The organism is Kitasatospora sp. NBC_01302, assembly GCF_035976515.1.
Taxonomy (GTDB): domain Bacteria; phylum Actinomycetota; class Actinomycetes; order Streptomycetales; family Streptomycetaceae; genus Kitasatospora.
Genome location: NZ_CP108404.1, coordinates 8,981,441 through 8,997,223, shown reverse-complemented (window position 1 = coordinate 8,997,223; position 15,783 = coordinate 8,981,441). Strand labels below are relative to the sequence as shown.

The window sequence follows — 15,783 nt, the reverse complement described above, 5'->3', positions numbered from 1 at the left end:
CCGCCGCTGCGTGTGCCGGGTACCGACAGGAACCGACAACAGGGGGAACCCCACACCATGCTGTCTCGCCGTACTTCGCTGCGGACCGCCGTCGCCGTCCTCGGCGCGGGGACCGTGCTCGCCCTGACCATGTCCTCGCCGGCCTTCGCCGTCGAGGGCGATTTCCAGATGCCCAGCACCCCGAACTGCGACGCCGTGCAGAAGATCGAGCCGCGGCTCTACACCGACGGCCAGTACCACGACTTCCAGGCCATCGACCCGACCAGGACCAACGGCCACTGCGAGTTCCTGATCTGGGACAGCAGCAACGGCAGGCCGGTGTACGACTCCATCAGCGGCTCCCAGTCCCCGTGGATCTACGACGGCCCGGGCCACTCCGTCCGGACCGAGATCATCGACCACCTCGGCGGCAAGCTCTCCTGGGGCATCTACAACTGACCCCGGATGAGGCCGGGGAGGCGTACGTCTCCCCGGCCGGCCCCGACGACTCCGCCACCTGCACCGCCACGTGGGAACACCCGACCGGTTCCCGGAGAGTTCGGCTGGGTCGAGGAGTCCTCCCCGGTCCGCGTGATCACAGAGCGTCGCAACTCCACGATCACCGATCCCTGCGCCCACCTTCCACCGACTGAATGATTTTCATACCGCACGCCGTCAGCACACCGCGCTGCAGCCCCGCTCCCGGAGTCCGGACTCCTACCATGCGCCGTGAGCGCCCCGCGAAGCGGGGCTTCCGACTCCAGAACGGCTGGGCGAATGAGATCGAGGATCCGTCATCGGGTTCGGGCCTGGGCCACCGTCGGCGCCACACTCGCGGTCGTGGCGGGTACAGCTGCCGCCGCACCTGCGGAGCACCCGCACAGCGGCTTCGGGCCCGACATCACGGCGATCATGGACAAACCCGCGTACGAGCACGCGCAGTGGAGTGTGCTGGAGATCGACCCCGCGAGCGGGCGGGTCATCCACTCCACGTACCCCGACCAGTTCTTCATGCCGGGTTCGACCATCAAGCTGATCACCATCTCCGGTGCCTGGCACGCCCTCGGCCCGGACCACCGCTTCACCACGCCGGTGAACGCTGTCGGCCACCTCGACGGGTCGACCCTCACCGGGAACCTGGCGCTCGTCGCCCAAGGCGATCTCACCATGGGCGGCCGGACGAAGCCGGACGGGTCGGTGGACTTCACCTCCATCGACCACACCTATGCCGACGACATCCCGGGCGCCACCCTCACGCCCGAGGACCCGCTCGCCGGCCTGGACCAGATCGCCCACCAGGTCCACGACTCGGGCATCACCACGGTCGACGGCGATGTGGTCATCGACCCGCGGCTGTTCACGCCCCCGCCGATCAGCCCCCAGCCGACGCCCCTCATCATCAACGACAACGTCATCGACCTGCTGAGCACGCCGACCTCCCCCGGTCAGCCCGCCCAGCTGAGCTGGCGCCCGCAGGTCGCGCCGTACCAGGTCACCTCCAACGTCCAGACGGTGGAGGCCGGTGGCACCACCGACATCCAGGTCTCCACGTCCCCCGACGGCACGGCGATCACGCTCTCCGGCACGATCGCCGCCGACGCCCAGCCCACCCTGAAGAACTCCCAGATCCAGGACCCCAATGCCTTCGGGCGCACCGCCCTGATCGAGGCCCTGGGCCGCGCAGGGGTCACCGTCACCGCCCCACCGACCGGGCCCAACCCGGAGAACACGCTGCCCGCCTCGTACACCGGCGATCCCCAGGTCGCCGCCTTGGTCTCGCCGCCGTACCGCGACTACGCCAAGCTGATCCTGAATGTCAGCCACAATCTCGGCGCCAACCTGGCCCTGTGCAACATGGCCGTGAGCCGCGGCAGCACGAACTGCTTCGACGGCTTCCCGGTCATCCACGACTTCCTCACCCGGACGGCGAACGTCGACCCGACCCAGTTCCAGATGGCGGACGGACGCGGTGACGTCCCCGTCGACCGCGTCACGCCCACCGGGCTCAACCAGTTGCTCGCATACTGGCTGCGCACCCCCGACGCGGACGCGTTCCGCACCTCACTGCCGATCCTCGGTGTGTCCGGCACGGGCGCCCTCTTCTGCACCAGCGACTGCCCGGCCAAGGGCAAGGTCTTCGCCAAGCCCGGCACCATCATCGGCTTCGACCAGCTCAACCAACAGGTCGCCGTCAACGCGCAGACGTACGCGGGCTACCTGCAGGCGGACGACGGCCACCTCTACACCTTCTTCGTCGGCGTCAACGGCGCGGCGGCACCGAACATCCAGGGGTTCTTCGACGTCAACGACGACGTCGACGAGATCGCCGTCCTCCTCCAGCAGGAGGCATGCGCAGAACACAGCCCCGACCGCCCGCGCCACACGGCCGGCACGTCCGCGAGCAGGCCTCTCTCCCGGATCATTCGTCCGTAGCGCGGCCAGAGCTGCCGCCCGCCTGGCGGGTGTCGCGCCGTCCGGAGGGCAACCGGGCGGCGCGACGCCTCACGACAGGGCGAAGGCCCGCTGGTCCGGCCCCGGCAGGAGTGTCACGCCACGGGTGCGAGACGCAGCTGCTGCGGGGCGGACCGCAGGTGTGCCGAGAGGTCCGGCAGGGGGGCGGTGTCACCCGCGGTGAACCACACCAGGACGTCCTCGCCCGCCCGTACCGGCAGGGCGGGGAAGGTGTTCTCCGCGTGTTCGGTGCGGTGCACCGCCAAGGGCGGTGTCAGGGCGGCCAGCTCCGGGCGCAGCTGCCGCTCGAAGTGGTCGGCGAAGGCAGCCGTGTCGAGGGGGTGGCAGATGGTCGCGACGACCGGTCCGCTGCTGTCCGGGGCGGTGAAGCCCGGGCCGCGCAGCAGGAGAACGTCGTCCGAGTCCAGCATGGTCGCGTTGGCGGCCTGCCGGTGCTCCTGCCAGACGGGGCCGTAGTAGAAGGCGTGCAGTGCTCGTTCGCGGGTCGCCATGTCCGGGAAGCCGCGCAGCCAGACGAAGCGGTCCGGGTCGTCCAGGTCACGGAACCGGCCGCCGACGGTGATGCCCACCGCCTGCTGCCCCGTCACGAACTCCCGCTCGAAGAGGTCGATCAGGGTGTCGCGGGCGCCTGGGCGCAGGGTGTACTGGCGCAGTTCGACAATGCTCATGAGGGCGTCGGCGATTCTGCGGTCGGCCACGTCCGAGGAACCGTGGCGGAAGTCGACATCGTTCATGGCCGCAGGCTAGAACCGATCCACTGACATCTTCTGTCAGTGGATACTGGCAGCCATGCGCGCCAGCCGACTGATCTCGCTGCTCCTGCTCCTGCAGAACCGCGGAAGGATGACGGCCGATCAGCTCGCCGACGAGCTGGAGGTCTCCGTCCGCACCGTCTACCGGGACCTCGAAGCCCTCGGCGCCGCCGGTGTCCCGCTGTACGGCGAGGCCGGTCACGGCGGCGGCTACCGGCTGCTCGACGGGTACCGCACCCGGCTGACCGGACTCACCGCCGATGAGTCGCAGGCCCTCTTCCTGGCCGGGCTGCCCGGCCCGGCAGCCGAGCTGGGCCTGGGCGAGGTGCTGATGACCGCCCAGCTGAAGCTGTGGGCCGCCCTTCCGGCGGAGCTTCACGAGCGGGCCAGGCTGGTCCAGGAGCGCTTCCACCTCGACGCACCCGGCTGGTACGCGCAGGCGGACGAGACGCCGCACCTGGCGGCGGTCGCCGCCGCGGTCTGGGACCGGCGCACGGTGTGGGTCCGGTACCGGCGGTGGAAGGCACCCACCGAGGTGGAACGGCGGCTGCAGCCGTACGGGCTGGTGCTCAAGGCCGGCCGCTGGTATCTGGTCGCCGCCGCGGACGGCGCCACCGCGCGTACGTACCGGGTCGATCAGATCCTCGAACTACGCTGTCTGGAGGAGCAGTTCGCGACACCCGAGGGCTTCGACCTGGCGGCGCACTGGCAGGACCGGCTCGCCGACTTCCATGCCCGGCTGCACACCGCGCAGGCGACGGTACGACTGTCGCCGCGCGGTGTCGCCCGGGGCGGCGAGCAGCTCGGCCAGGCGTTCGCCCGGGCGGTCGCGGAGTCGGGGACGGCCGAGGCGGACGGCTGGACCAGGGCGTCCGTGCCCATCGAATCCCTTGACCACGCCCACGGCGCGTTCCTGGGGCTGGGCACCGATGTCGAGGTCCTGGAACCACCGGCCCTGCGTGCCCGCCTGGCCGTGACCGCCCGCGAGCTCGCCGACCGGTACGGGGCCCCGGCCTCGTGAGGTCGTCGTCGCTGCTCCCCCGCTCATCCGGCGCGTGGCAACAATGCCCTGGTCCCCTAGGATCTTGCCATGACAGTGCATCGAGTCGCCGTCCTGGCGCTGGACGGGGTCACCCCGCTCGATCTGGCCATCCCGGCACAGATCTTCAACGCCCGACCGGAGACGCCGTACGAGATGACCGTGTGCGCGCTCGACGCGAAGGTGGCCACCACCGCAGGATTCGCCCTGGTCGCCGGTGGGGGCCTGGAGCAGGTGCGCGCCGCCGACACCGTGATCGTGCCGGGCTTCGAGCCGATCGTCCGGCCTCCGGACGCCGTACTCGCCGCGCTGGCCGAGGCCCGCGGTCGCGGTCAGCGCGTGGTGTCGATCTGCACGGGAGCCTTCGCGCTGGCCGCGGCGGGCCTGCTGGACGGCCTGCACGCCACGACCCACTGGAAGCACATCGAGGAACTCGAACGGGACTTCCCCGCCGTCACGGTCGACCGCGACGTGCTGTACGTCGACGAGGGGGACGTCCTCACGTCGGCCGGGGTGTGCTGCGGCATCGACCTCTGCCTGCACATCGTGCGCCGCGACCTGGGAGCGGGGGCCGCCAACGAGATCGCCCGCGGCCTGGTCGCCGCCCCGCACCGGGACGGCGGACAGGCCCAGTACGTGCCCGCTCCGGTCGTGGTGGCCGGTGAAGCCTCGCTCTCCGCCACCCGGGGATGGGCCCTGCAGCGACTCGACGAGCCGCTCACGCTGCCGGTACTCGCCCGCCACGCCGGCCTGTCGCAGCGCACCTTCATCCGCCGGTTCGCCGAGGAGACCGGCACGACCCCGCTGAAGTGGCTGCTCAACGCCCGGCTCGGCCGGGCGCGGGAACTGCTGGAAACCACGGACCATCCGGTGGACCGGGTGGCGAGCGACTGCGGACTGGGCACGGCCGCCAACCTGCGGCTGCACTTCCGCCGCGTACTCGACACCACGCCCACGGCCTACCGGCGCACCTTCTGGCACGCCGACCGCACCCGGCCGCCAGTGCCGACACCCTGATCGCCGGTCGTGGCAAAAACCTGACGAAGTTGGTCACTTTTGCCACTCGTCCGGCAGATGGCGCCACGGCGACGATGAAGTCATGACCGGACCTCCTCCGCACGAGGCGGTCACCGACCTGATCACGCTGCCCGGCACCCCGCTTGCCGACGCCGTCGTGAACCTCATCCGGCCGGTGCACACGCCCTCCCTGTTCAACCACAGCGCCCGCAGCTACCTGTTCGCCCGACTGGTGGCCACCCGCCTCGACCTGGCCGCCGGCCGGGACTACGACGACGACCTGCTGTTCGCCGCCTGCGCGATGCACGACCTCGGCGTCGCGTCCGACGGCCCGCACCGTCAGCGCTTCGAGGTCGAAGGCGCCGACCGGGCCGCCGAGTTCCTCATCCGCCACGGGACGTCCACGGCCGACGCCGACCAGGTCTGGCAGGCCATCGCCCTGCACACCTCGCCCGGCATCGCGGAACGCCGCGGCACGCTCTGCGTCCTCGTCCGCGGGGGCGTCGCGCTCGACTTCGGCGGCCCGCTGGGGGCCGATCACCTCGGCGCGGTCAGCGACGAGCAGGCCGACGCCGTCCACGCCGCCTATCCACGGCTGGACATGGTCCGTTCCCTGACGGACGCGATCGTCGCGCACGCGGCGAAGGACCCGAAGAACGCACCCCGGTACACGATTCCCGGCGAATTCCTGCGGGAGCGCGAGACCTTCGGCCGGACCCGGCTGGAGCACGCCTGCCGTTCCTCCCGCTGGGGCAACTGAGCCCCTGGCTCACCCCTCGGCCCGACGACCGGGCCGAAGAAGAAACCCACAGTCAACGCAAAGGCCACGCATCGCCATGACCAGCTACACCGTCGAAGTCCCCGAGGACAACGCCGTCTTCGGGCAGACCACCAGCGCCTTCGCAAGCTTCGGCTACTCCGCCGCGGTCCGCGCGAACGGCCTCCTGTTCATCGCCGGAACGATCGGTCGCCGGGCCGACGGAACCATCCCGGACACCATCGAGGAGCAGACCGAGATCGCCATCCGGAAGATCGAAGAGATCCTTCGGCTGGAGAACCTCGACCTGTCCGCCCTCGTCGACGTCACCAGCTACCACGTCGACATCCGCCAGCACCTGCCCGGCTTCGCCGAGGCCAAGAAGCGCCTCGTCAAGGAGCCCTACCCGACCTGGACGATCATCGGCGTCAGCGGCCTGGCCAGCCCAGGGCTCCTCGTCGAAATCCGCGCGATCGCCGCCTGCCCCGAGGCATCCCGGTAGATCGCCGCTCCTGGGCCGCCCCTGGCCCAGGAGCCCCTCTTGCTGTGCCGGCACCGGGCCCGGCGGGTTTGGCTACGGCCGTTGCCGGGGCAGCGGTTGAAGGGCGGGCCAGCGGGTGAGCATGCCCTGCCGCACGGTTGCGGCGAGCTGTCCCAGGCCCTTGAGCTCCTCGCCGGCTGCGGCCATCCGGCCGACGACTTCGAGACGGTGGACCAGTCGCTGCCGGGCCGTTGCCGTGCCCCACGTCCAGTCGCGGTTCGGGATCTCGGCCAGGTGGTCGGCGGTGCCACGGTGGGCCCGCTCGACCAGCGCGTCGCCCCGTAGCAGCCAGCCGGCGCATGCGTCGGTGAGATCGCCGTGGACCTCGGTGCCCGTCGCGCTGCGCCACGTCTCGCGGTAGGCGGCCTCCGCCGCCCGCAGCAGGGGCTGGGCCGGGGCGGTGACGCACCAACAGGTGGGAAAGCCGATGCGCAGGTAGGCGAGCTCCACGAGCCCGTTGCCCAGCGCTGCCTGTTCGAAGTCGATGAACCGGATGCCGCCGCCGGTGTGCATGTCATTGCCGGGGCAGGGGTCGCCGTGCAGCAGGGCATGGCCCGGTGCGCCGAGCAGACGGTTCACCAGGCCGTCCAGCTCGCTTCGGACACCGGAGGGCACTGCGACGCCGAGCGCCCTGGCAAGCCCGAGGAAGGAGTCGACGTCGTCGTGGGTCGGGCCCGACCAGGCGGGGAGCCTGCCCGCATCGTCGGCGCCGGTGGCCATGTGCAGCCGGGCCAGCGCCGAGGCGTAGTCGATCACCCAGTCCTCGCGGGGCTGCCGGTGCTCCAGGTACTCGAGGACCAGCACCCGTTCCGCCGGATCGGCGCCGAGGAGCACCGGCACCACCGGCGGATCGACCCGGGATGCGAGCGTCAGCGCGGCCACCTCGCGCGCATACCGCTCGTCGGCCTCCGGTCCGTCGACCAGCTGCTTGACCACCACGGGTGTGCCGGACAGCTCCGCCCGCCATACGCGTGATCGCGGGCTGCTGCCCAGTCGGCGGCCCCGACGAGGTGCGCCGAGCTCGGCCCGCAGCTCCTCCCCGAAGGGCAGTCCCGTCCCCATGGCGTCATCCTCGCATGCACGCGAACACTTGTGGCGGTGAAGCGGGTTGGTCACCCGGAGCCCGTCAGTCACACCCCGCCTCCGCGCGCATCCGGCGCCCGCGGCTCCGTCCGCTTCGGCGGGCGACGAGCCACCGGGGCCTAGGAACCGGTGGCGCCGTCGGTCAGCTCGCGGACGATGTCCAGGTGGCCCGCGTGACGGGCGTACTCCTGCAGGACGTGGAAGAGGATCCAGCCCAGGGTGGGCCGCGGGGTGCCGTCGTCCGGGAAGCGGCCGCCGGCGGCGGCGAGGGTGCCCAGCGGCGTCCCCGTGACGATGGCCCGGGTGCGCTCGCCGCCCGCGTGCAGCGCGGCGAGCAGGTCGGCGGCCGTCTCCTGCGGGCGGACGTACCAGCGGTCCGCGGGGCCGCGGTCGCCCCAGGGCTCCGCGACCTGCTCGCCCCGGAAGCCCCAGCGCAGCCAGCGCTGCTCCATGTGGACGAGGTGCTTGAGCAGTTCGAGCAGGGTCCACCCGGACGGGAGCCTGCTGGCGCGCAGGTCCGCGTCGGACATCCCCTCGACCTTGGCACCGATCACGGAGCGGTAGTAGTCGAGATAGTCCAGCAACAGCGCGCTGGGGTCGGAGAGTTGCTGGTCCGGCTCGGGAACTGTAAACGTCATGGACCGGAGTCTGCCACTCCAGATCCCGGCCGCCTACCAGCCCGTCCGGTCAACCGTGCGACCGGCCGCACCTGGCCGCTCAGGCCGCGGCCGGCTCCGCGTCGAGGATCGCGTCGATCTCGGCCAGTTCCTCGCGGGTCGGCACCCACTGTCCGGCGGCAGCATTGGCGCGCACCTGCTCGGCGCTGCTGGCCCCGGCGAGACCGAGCCGCAACCGGGCCGTGCGGCGAGCGCGCCCACGCCGATCTCCAGGATGCTGCGGCCGTGCGCCTGGCCCCAGGCGGCGAGGCGTTCGACCGTGTCGAGACCGGCCTCGGTCACCCGCTCGGGCCGCGACGCCAGGCGCGAGCCCGCGGGGACACCCGTGGCACGGCGCACCTTCCCGGTCAACAGACCGTTGGCGAGCGGGAAGTACGGCAGCACCCCGAGACCGTAGTGCAGCGCCGCCGGCACCACCTCCCGCTCCACGCCGCGTTCCAGCAGCGACCACTCGTTCTGGGCCGAGACGAACGGCACCGCCCCGGTCTCCCGGGCGACGTGCGCGGCCTCGGCGAGCTGCCAACCGGCGAAGTTGGAGTGCCCGATGTAGCGCACCTTGCCTTCGCGCACCAGCTCACCGAGCGCGGCGAGCGTCTCGGAGATCGGCGTGTGCGGATCGGGGGTGTGCAGCTGGTAGAGGTCGATGTGGTCGGTCTGCAGCCGCCGCAGCGATTCCTCGACCGCCCGCCGGATGTACGCCCGGCCGCCCTTCGACCCGGCCGCGGGGCCGTACCCCAGGTCCGTCCACTGATGGCCGAACTTGGTGGCCAGCACCACCTCGTCGCGCCGCCCCTTCAGTGCCTGGCCGAGCAGCGTCTCGGACCCGCCCAGGCCGCCGTACATGTCGGCGGTGTCGAAGAGCGTCACCCCGGCGTCGAGTGCCGCCTCGACCACCGCGCGGGTCTGCGCCGCGTCGAGACGTCCGCCGAAGTTGTTGCAGCCGAGTCCGACCGCGGAGACGAGGAGCCCACTGCTGCCGAGCGTTCGATAGTCCATGGGGGCACTGTACGTGCGGGACACGGACGGGCGGGGCAGGCTCGGCCCCGGAGTCAGGGCAGCAGGACGGCCCTGGCCCGGCACGCCGGCGCCCGAGGCATCGAAGACGAAGTCCACGCCGCCCGGGGCGACCGCCGCCACCCGCTCGGCCCAGCCGTCGCCGCGGCGCACGGCGGCGCCGAGTCGCCGTGGCTCTACGACGGCCCGGGCATGAGCCTGGCGGCGTGCGTGCTGTCGCCCGCCGGACTGGTGTGCGGCCCGTCCAACTGAGTGCGGTGCGGTGAGCGGGGCGGGAGCGGCCCTCGCGGGTCCGCTCCCCCGCTTCAGCCCAGGGGGAATGCTCCGGCGCCGGGGTCTGGGGCCTGTCCCTGTTCCTCCCCCGGTTCGGGCGGCAGCGTCCGGGTGAGCCACCGGTGGATCGCCTCCGCCGTGGTGGCCACGTGCTCCTCCAGGACCGAGTGGTGGTCGCCCGGCACCTCGCCGGCCCGCAGGTGCAGGGTCGGGACGGTCGTCTCCGACGGCCGGTCCAGGAACAGGCGCGTGTAGGCGCCCATCGCCGCGAGGGCGGGCTCGTCGAGCCTGAGCGCGCTGCGGACGGCCAATTCGGCCAGCCACCGCTCGTCCCGGACCGGGTGGGTGTCCACCAGCACCACCGCCAGGGCGCCGACCTGCTCCGCGACGGCCTGGGCGACCAGGCCGCCGGTGGAGCGGCCCAACAGCACCACCGGCCGGTCGAGTTGCCCGATGGAAGCGGCGTGCGCGCGGACCAGGGCCGCCACGTCCTGCGGCACGGCGCCGCCCTCGTACCCCGGGTGCGGGAGCAGCCACAGGCCGGGCAGGTGCCGGGCCAGCGGGCCGTACTCCCCGGGGGGCGAGGTGAAGGAGGGGAAGCAGACGATCGCCGGGCCGTCGCCCTCGCTGAGCCTGCGCGGAGCCGCAGCAGGCAGCGCGGCCGCCGACGGCAGCGCCCAGGAAGCGCAGACGAGCAGGTGCACGGCCTCCTGGGGCCGGCCCAGCTCGCACAGCCTGTGGTAGAGGAACGCGAGCGTCCCCGGCGCGGGTGGCGGGCGCAGCTGCTCGGCCAGGGCACGGGGCGTGGCGGAGTCGAGGACCACGGTGGCGGGCAGGCGCAGGCCGGTGCGCGCCTCCAGGCGGTTGCGCAGCTCGATCGAGGTCAGCGAGTCGAAGCCGAGGTCGAGGATCGGGGTGTCCGGCTGCACCTGCGGGTAGCTCAGCACGGCGGCGACCTCGGCGCACACCAGCTCCAGCAGGTCGGTCGGCGGCGCCTGCTGCGGCGTGCTGCCGGCCTCGGGCCGGGGCGGGCGGTCGAAGGCGATCGGCACCAGGACCGGCTCGTCGGTGCCCAGCGCCGCCTCCAGCAGGGCCACGCCCTCGGCGGGCGTCAGGGGCAGCAGGCCGGGGTCGGCCCTCTGGTCGGCCATCATCCCGATCGTCCACGGGCCCCAGGCCAGCGAGAGGGCGGGGAGCCCGAGGCGGCGGCGGTGGCGGGCGAGCTCGTCCAGGTAGCCGTTGGCCGCCGCGTAGTTGGCCTGCCCGGCATGGCCGAGCACACCGGCGGCCGAGGAGAAGAGCACGAAGGCGTCCAACTGCCGGTGCGCGGTCAGCTCGTGCAGGTGCCAGGCCGCTTCGGCCTTGGGGCGCCACACCGTCTCCAGGCGCGCCGGGGTCATCGACGCGAGGATCCCGTCGTCGAGGACCCCGGCGGTGTGCACGACGGCTCGCAGGTCCTCGATCGAGTCGACCAGCGCGGCCAGGGCCGCCCGGTCGGTGACGTCCAGCGGCGTCTCGCCGCTGCGGCCGGCGACCACGACGCGCACGCCCTGGTCCCGCAGGTGGTCGGCGACCGTCCGGCCCAGCGCGCCGCCGCCGGTGACCAGGACGGTCCCGCGCCAGCTGAAGGACCCGCCCGGCACCGGGACCAGCTCCGCGCGCTCGGCGACGATCTGCGTGCGGCCGGCGTCGGCTTCGGCCAGGGTGAACCTGCCGGGGTGCTCCGTCTGCGCGACGCGCACCAAGGCGGCCACCGCCGCTGCGGCCAGGTCCCCCGGCCGCACCAGGACCGTCAGGTGCTCGTGGCCGGCCTGCAGTTCCCGCAGGGTGAGCGCCAGCGCCGCGGGCGCGTCGCCCGGCGGCACCTGAAGGACCCGGCCGGGCGGCGGCGGGCCCGCGACCCGCTGCCACGCGGGGCGGAACAGCGTGCCGCGGCCGGTCGCGGCCGCCCGCACGGTGAGCGATTCGACGCACGCCACCGGCCGGCCGCTCTGATCGGCCAGGTCGATCCGCCCGTCCCGGAGGCGCACGCGCAGGCCGGTGGCGCCCCGCGCCAGCAGGTGCACGCCGCGCAGCGCGAACGGCACCCCGCCGCTGAGCTGCCGGGCCGGGTGCAGCGCCGCGTCGAACAGGGCGGGGTGCAGCGCGAACCGCCCCGCGTCCGGGAACTGCCCGCGCACCTCGCCGAAGAGTTCCCCGCCGCGGCGCCACATCCTGCTCAGCCCGCGGAAGGCGGGTCCGTAGTCGGCGTGCTCGACTTCGAGCTCCTCGGCGTCCGGCGGGGGCCACGGACCGAGGTCCGGCTGCGGCCCGGGCCGGGAGTCCAGGCGGCCGCTGGCGCAGCGGACCCCGCCCGCGTGCACCTCGAACGGCCGGGCGCCGTCGGACTCGGGGCGCACGACGATCTCGGCCCGCCGCGTCTGCGGAAGGCGCATGGCCGTGTGCAGGACCAGTTCGTCGACGGTGGTGCAGCCGGCCCGCGCTCCGGCGTACAGCACCAGCTCCAGGATCGCCGTGGCGGGCACGATCGCCGTGCCGTCCACGACGTGGTCGAGCAGCCACACCGGGCTGAGGTCGGCGACGCACACCACCTCGCCGGACCCGGGCACCACCACGGTCGACTCGATCAACGGGTGCTCAGCGGCGCGGTCGAGCCAGTAGCGCTGCCGGTCGAAGGCGCGGGTGCCGCGCAGCCGGGCCGCCGCCCGCTCGGGGTCGGCGGCGGGGATGACCCCTTCGACGAGCGCGGCCAGCGTGTGGCCGGGGCCCAGTTCGACCAGGGCGGCGCCGTCGACCGCGGCCAGGTGGTCGGCGAAGCGGACCGTCTCGCGCACGTGCCGCACCCAGTGGTCGGGATCCTCCGGTCGGGCCCCGATCACCGCAATGAGCGGTGGACGGTACGTCAGACTCCTTGCCACCTGCGCGAACTCGGCCAGCACGGGGTCCGTCAGCGGGGAGTGGACGGCGTCGCTCGCGGTGCGCCCCGGGGCGCCGCCCGCGGGCAGGTCGCGCATGAGCCGCCCGCGGGCGGTGACCAGGGTGGCCGCGTCCGCCAGGGACAGGACGCCTGCCACGTGCGCCGCCGCGAGCTGCCCGGCGGAGTGCCCGATCAGCGCGTCCGGGCGGTACCCCCAGGACTCCAACAGGCGGAACAGCGCCACCTGGTAGGCGAACAGGGCCGCCTGGGCGAAGTCCGTGCGGTGCACCAGGTCGGTGTCGATCGCCTCCCGCAGCTGCGGATCCAGCCGGTCGCACGCCTGCTCGAAGGCCGCAGCGAAGACCGGGTACCTGGCTGCCAGCTCCCGGCCCATCCCGCGCCGCTGCGCGCCCTGCCCCGGGAACAGGTACGCCACCCGCAGCTGCTCGTACTCCTCGACGATCACGTGCGCGTTGGTCCCCGAGATCCCGAAGGCCGACACCCCGGCCCGGCGCGGGCGGTCCCGCGCCGGCCAGGGCGTCGGCTCGGTGACCAGGCGCAGCGCACCGGCGGACCAGTCGACGTGCGGGCTGGGCTCGTCGAGGTGCAGCGTGGCGGGCACGGTGCGGTGCCGCATCGCCATCACGGTCTTGATCACGCCGGCGACCCCGGCGGCCGCCTGGGTGTGCCCGAGGTTGGACTTGACGGTGCCGACCAGGACGGGCTCCGGCCGGTCCTGGCCGTAGGTGGCGAGCAGCGCTCCCGCCTCGATCGGGTCGCCCAGCGCGGTGCCGGTTCCGTGGGCCTCGACCACGTCCACCTCGGCGCCCGTCACCCCGGCGTCGGCCAGCGCCTGCTGGATCACGGCCGCCTGGGCGGGCCCGCTGGGCGCGGTGAGGCCGTTCGACGCCCCGTCCTGGTTGACCGCCGAGCCGCGCAGCAGGGCCAGGATCGGGTGCCCCTTGCGCACCGCGTCGCTCACCCGCTCCAGGACCAGCAGCCCCACGCCCTCCGACCAGGCCGTGCCGTCGGCGGCCGCGGCGAAGGGCTTGACCCGTCCGTCCGGGGCCAGGCCGCGCTGGCGGCTGAACACCACGAAGCTGTCGGGCGTGGCCATGACCGTCGCGCCGCCGGCCAGGGCCAGGTCGCACTGTCCGGCCCGCAGGGCGTCGGCCGCGAGGTGCATGGCGACCAGCGAGGAGGAGCAGGCCGTGTCCAGGGTGAGCGCCGGACCGTGCAGCCCCAGGTGGTAGGCGATCCGCCCGGAGGCCACGCTGCCCGCCGCGCCCAGCGCGATCTGGGACTCCAACGGGTGCGCGGCGCCCCGGAAGCGGCCGGCGTAGTCGTTGTACATCAGGCCCAGGTACACGCCGGTGTTGCTGCCCCGCACCGACTCGGGCGCGATGCCCGCGCGTTCGAACGCCTCCCAGGCCGTCTCCAGCAGCAGTCGCTGCTGCGGGTCGGTGGCCAGGGCCTCGCGCGGCGACATGCGGAAGAACGCGGCGTCGAAGTCGGCGGCGCCGGTGAGGAAGCCGCCGCGCGTGACGTAGCTGGTGCCCACGTGGTCGGGGTCGGGGTGGAACAGCTCGTCCAGCGGCCAGCCCCGGTCCGCGGGGAAGTCCGTGATGGTGTCCTGGCCGGCGGCGACCACCCGCCAGAGGTCCTCGGGGCAGCTGATCCCCCCGGGGTAGCGGCAGGCCATGCCCACGATCGCGATCGGCTCGGTGGCCGGGACGGGCGGCGGCGCAGCGGCGGCCCCGCCCGCGAGGTGGCCGGCCAGCGCGCGGGGCGTGGGGTGGTCGAAGACCAGCGACGGTGGCAGCGCGAGGCCCAGCTCCGCGCCCAGCCGGTCGCGCAGGCGCACCGAGCCGAGCGAGTCCAGCCCGGCTTCGGCGAACGGCTGGTCGGCTCCGGGCGACCGGCCGGTGATCGCCTCGGTCGCCCGCCCGACGGCGTCGAGCAGGTACTGGAACCGCAGCAGCCGCCGAGCGGGCTTGCCGGAGGAGGTCTGCGGGATCCGGCTGACCGGGCGGATCGCCTGCGGCACCCGGTGCGGCGGCAGCCGGCGACGGCAGGAGGCGAGCAGCGCCGCCGGGTCCGCCTCGCCCACGACGTAGGCGACCGGCACCTCGCCGAGGAGCGGGTCAGGCTCACCCGCCACGGCCACCTCCTGGACGCCCGGGAGGGGGGCGAGGACCCGTTCGATCTCGGCCGGGTGGATGTTCTCCCCGCCCCGGATGATCATTTCGCCGGCCCGCCCGGTCACCACCAGCCGGCCGCCCTCCTGGTGGCCGAGGTCCCCGGTGGCGTGCCAGCGCTCGGCGCCGGGCATCCTCAGCTGGATCGCGCCGTCCACGAACCGGGTCTCGATGCCGGGCAGCACGACGCCGTCGACGGCGATCTTCCCGGACGCCTCCGTGCTGCCGTAGCCGTCGTGCAGGTCACGGGCGAACCTGCGGCGGAACCGGAGCCGCAGCTCCTCGGGCAGCGGGGCCCCGGCCGACAGGCACCGCACCGGCAGTGGGGCTCCGGCGTCCAGGAGTTGGCCGAAGACCGTCGGCACGCCGCCCAGCGCGGTGAACGGTGTGCGGCGCAGCAGGTCGGCGGCCCGGTCCGGGGTGAAACGGTCCATCACGTAGGCGCTCGCGCCCAGCGCCAGGACGCCCACCACGCACATCGAGTGCCCGAAGGCGTGGAACAGCGGCAGCGGCCACAGCAGGTGGTCGTCGCCGGACATGCCCAGCAGCCCCCGGTAGGCGTCCTCCGCCGACCGGAGCCAGGCTCCTTGCGCGGACAGCACGCCCTTCGGCTCCCCGCTGCTGCCGGAGGTGTAGTGGAGCCAGGCGGGCTCGTCCGGCCCGAGGTCGTCACGCGGCGGTCTGCCGGTGGGCACGAGCAGGTCGTCGACGGTCACCACGCCGACGCCGGCCACCCGCTCGACCTGCGCGAGGTGTTCGCGGTCGGTGACCACCAGCCCGGCTCCGCTGTCCGCCAGCCGGAGCCGGAGGTCGTCGTCGCCGCTGCGCGGGTCGAGCGGGACGCCCACCGCGGCCGCCCGGCAGACGCCGAGCACGGCCGTGACGGCAGGCACCCCGCTGCCCAGGTACAGCGCCACCCGGCTTCCGCGATCGACGGGGAGGTTGCCGGCCACCCGGGCGGTGCGGTGGGCGAGATCCCGGTAGCTCACCGCACCACCGGCGTCGGCGAAGGCGGTCTTGCCCTGGAGCTCCGCTGCGTGACGGAGGATCAGCTCGTGCACCTG

At 73.6% G+C, this 15,783-nt stretch carries 11 protein-coding genes; 6 read left to right on the top strand and 5 right to left on the bottom strand.

Annotated elements, in window-relative coordinates:
* The first annotated feature begins 57 nt into the window (after window positions 1-57).
* Together OG294_RS39055 and dacB are read left to right on the top strand one after the other, a co-directional pair.
* On the top strand, window positions 58-438 hold the full coding sequence (locus OG294_RS39055; RefSeq protein WP_327071323.1) for a hypothetical protein: 381 nt from the start codon (window positions 58-60) through the stop codon (window positions 436-438).
* Between the two features lie 381 nt (window positions 439-819).
* The gene (gene dacB, locus OG294_RS39050; protein WP_327071322.1) at window positions 820-2,412 is read left to right on the top strand and encodes a D-alanyl-D-alanine carboxypeptidase/D-alanyl-D-alanine endopeptidase; all 1,593 of its coding nucleotides are present in this window, start codon (window positions 820-822) and stop codon (window positions 2,410-2,412) included.
* Between the two features lie 113 nt (window positions 2,413-2,525).
* On the opposite strand, the gene OG294_RS39045 is transcribed toward dacB, so the two are convergent.
* On the bottom strand, window positions 2,526-3,185 hold the full coding sequence (locus OG294_RS39045; RefSeq protein ID WP_327071321.1) for an NIPSNAP family protein: 660 nt from the start codon (window positions 3,183-3,185) through the stop codon (window positions 2,526-2,528).
* 55 nt (window positions 3,186-3,240) lie between these two features.
* On the opposite strand from OG294_RS39045, the gene OG294_RS39040 reads away from it, so the two are divergent.
* From OG294_RS39040 to OG294_RS39025, 4 genes are all read left to right on the top strand, one after another.
* Complete coding sequence (locus OG294_RS39040) at window positions 3,241-4,224, top strand: helix-turn-helix transcriptional regulator (RefSeq protein ID WP_327071320.1); 984 nt, start codon at window positions 3,241-3,243, stop codon at window positions 4,222-4,224.
* A gap of 69 nt (window positions 4,225-4,293) precedes the next feature.
* On the top strand, window positions 4,294-5,259 hold the full coding sequence (locus tag OG294_RS39035; protein WP_327071319.1) for a GlxA family transcriptional regulator: 966 nt from the start codon (window positions 4,294-4,296) through the stop codon (window positions 5,257-5,259).
* Between the two features lie 82 nt (window positions 5,260-5,341).
* A complete protein-coding gene (locus OG294_RS39030; RefSeq protein WP_327071318.1) occupies window positions 5,342-6,019 on the top strand; it encodes an HD domain-containing protein in 678 nt (225 codons plus the stop codon).
* Window positions 6,020-6,095: 76 nt separating this feature from the next.
* The gene (locus tag OG294_RS39025; RefSeq protein ID WP_327071317.1) at window positions 6,096-6,518 is read left to right on the top strand and encodes a RidA family protein; all 423 of its coding nucleotides are present in this window, start codon (window positions 6,096-6,098) and stop codon (window positions 6,516-6,518) included.
* 72 nt (window positions 6,519-6,590) lie between these two features.
* On the opposite strand, the gene OG294_RS39020 is transcribed toward OG294_RS39025, so the two are convergent.
* The 4 genes from OG294_RS39020 to OG294_RS39005 form a co-directional block, all read right to left on the bottom strand.
* Window positions 6,591-7,619: an aminoglycoside phosphotransferase family protein gene (locus OG294_RS39020; protein ID WP_327071316.1), complete on the bottom strand. Its 1,029-nt coding sequence runs from the start codon at window positions 7,617-7,619 to the stop codon at window positions 6,591-6,593.
* Window positions 7,620-7,759: 140 nt separating this feature from the next.
* Window positions 7,760-8,278, bottom strand: a complete 519-nt coding sequence (locus OG294_RS39015; protein WP_327071315.1) for a DinB family protein — start codon at window positions 8,276-8,278, stop codon at window positions 7,760-7,762.
* A 33-nt stretch (window positions 8,279-8,311) separates the two neighbouring features.
* Entirely contained in the window at window positions 8,312-9,313 is a 1,002-nt protein-coding gene (locus OG294_RS39010) for an aldo/keto reductase (RefSeq protein WP_327071314.1), read from the bottom strand.
* 323 nt (window positions 9,314-9,636) lie between these two features.
* Window positions 9,637-15,780 carry a polyketide synthase gene (locus OG294_RS39005; RefSeq protein WP_327071313.1) on the bottom strand — a complete coding sequence of 2,048 codons (6,144 nt, stop codon included), beginning with the start codon at window positions 15,778-15,780 and terminating at the stop codon, window positions 9,637-9,639.
* Between the last annotated feature and the right edge of the window lie 3 nt (window positions 15,781-15,783).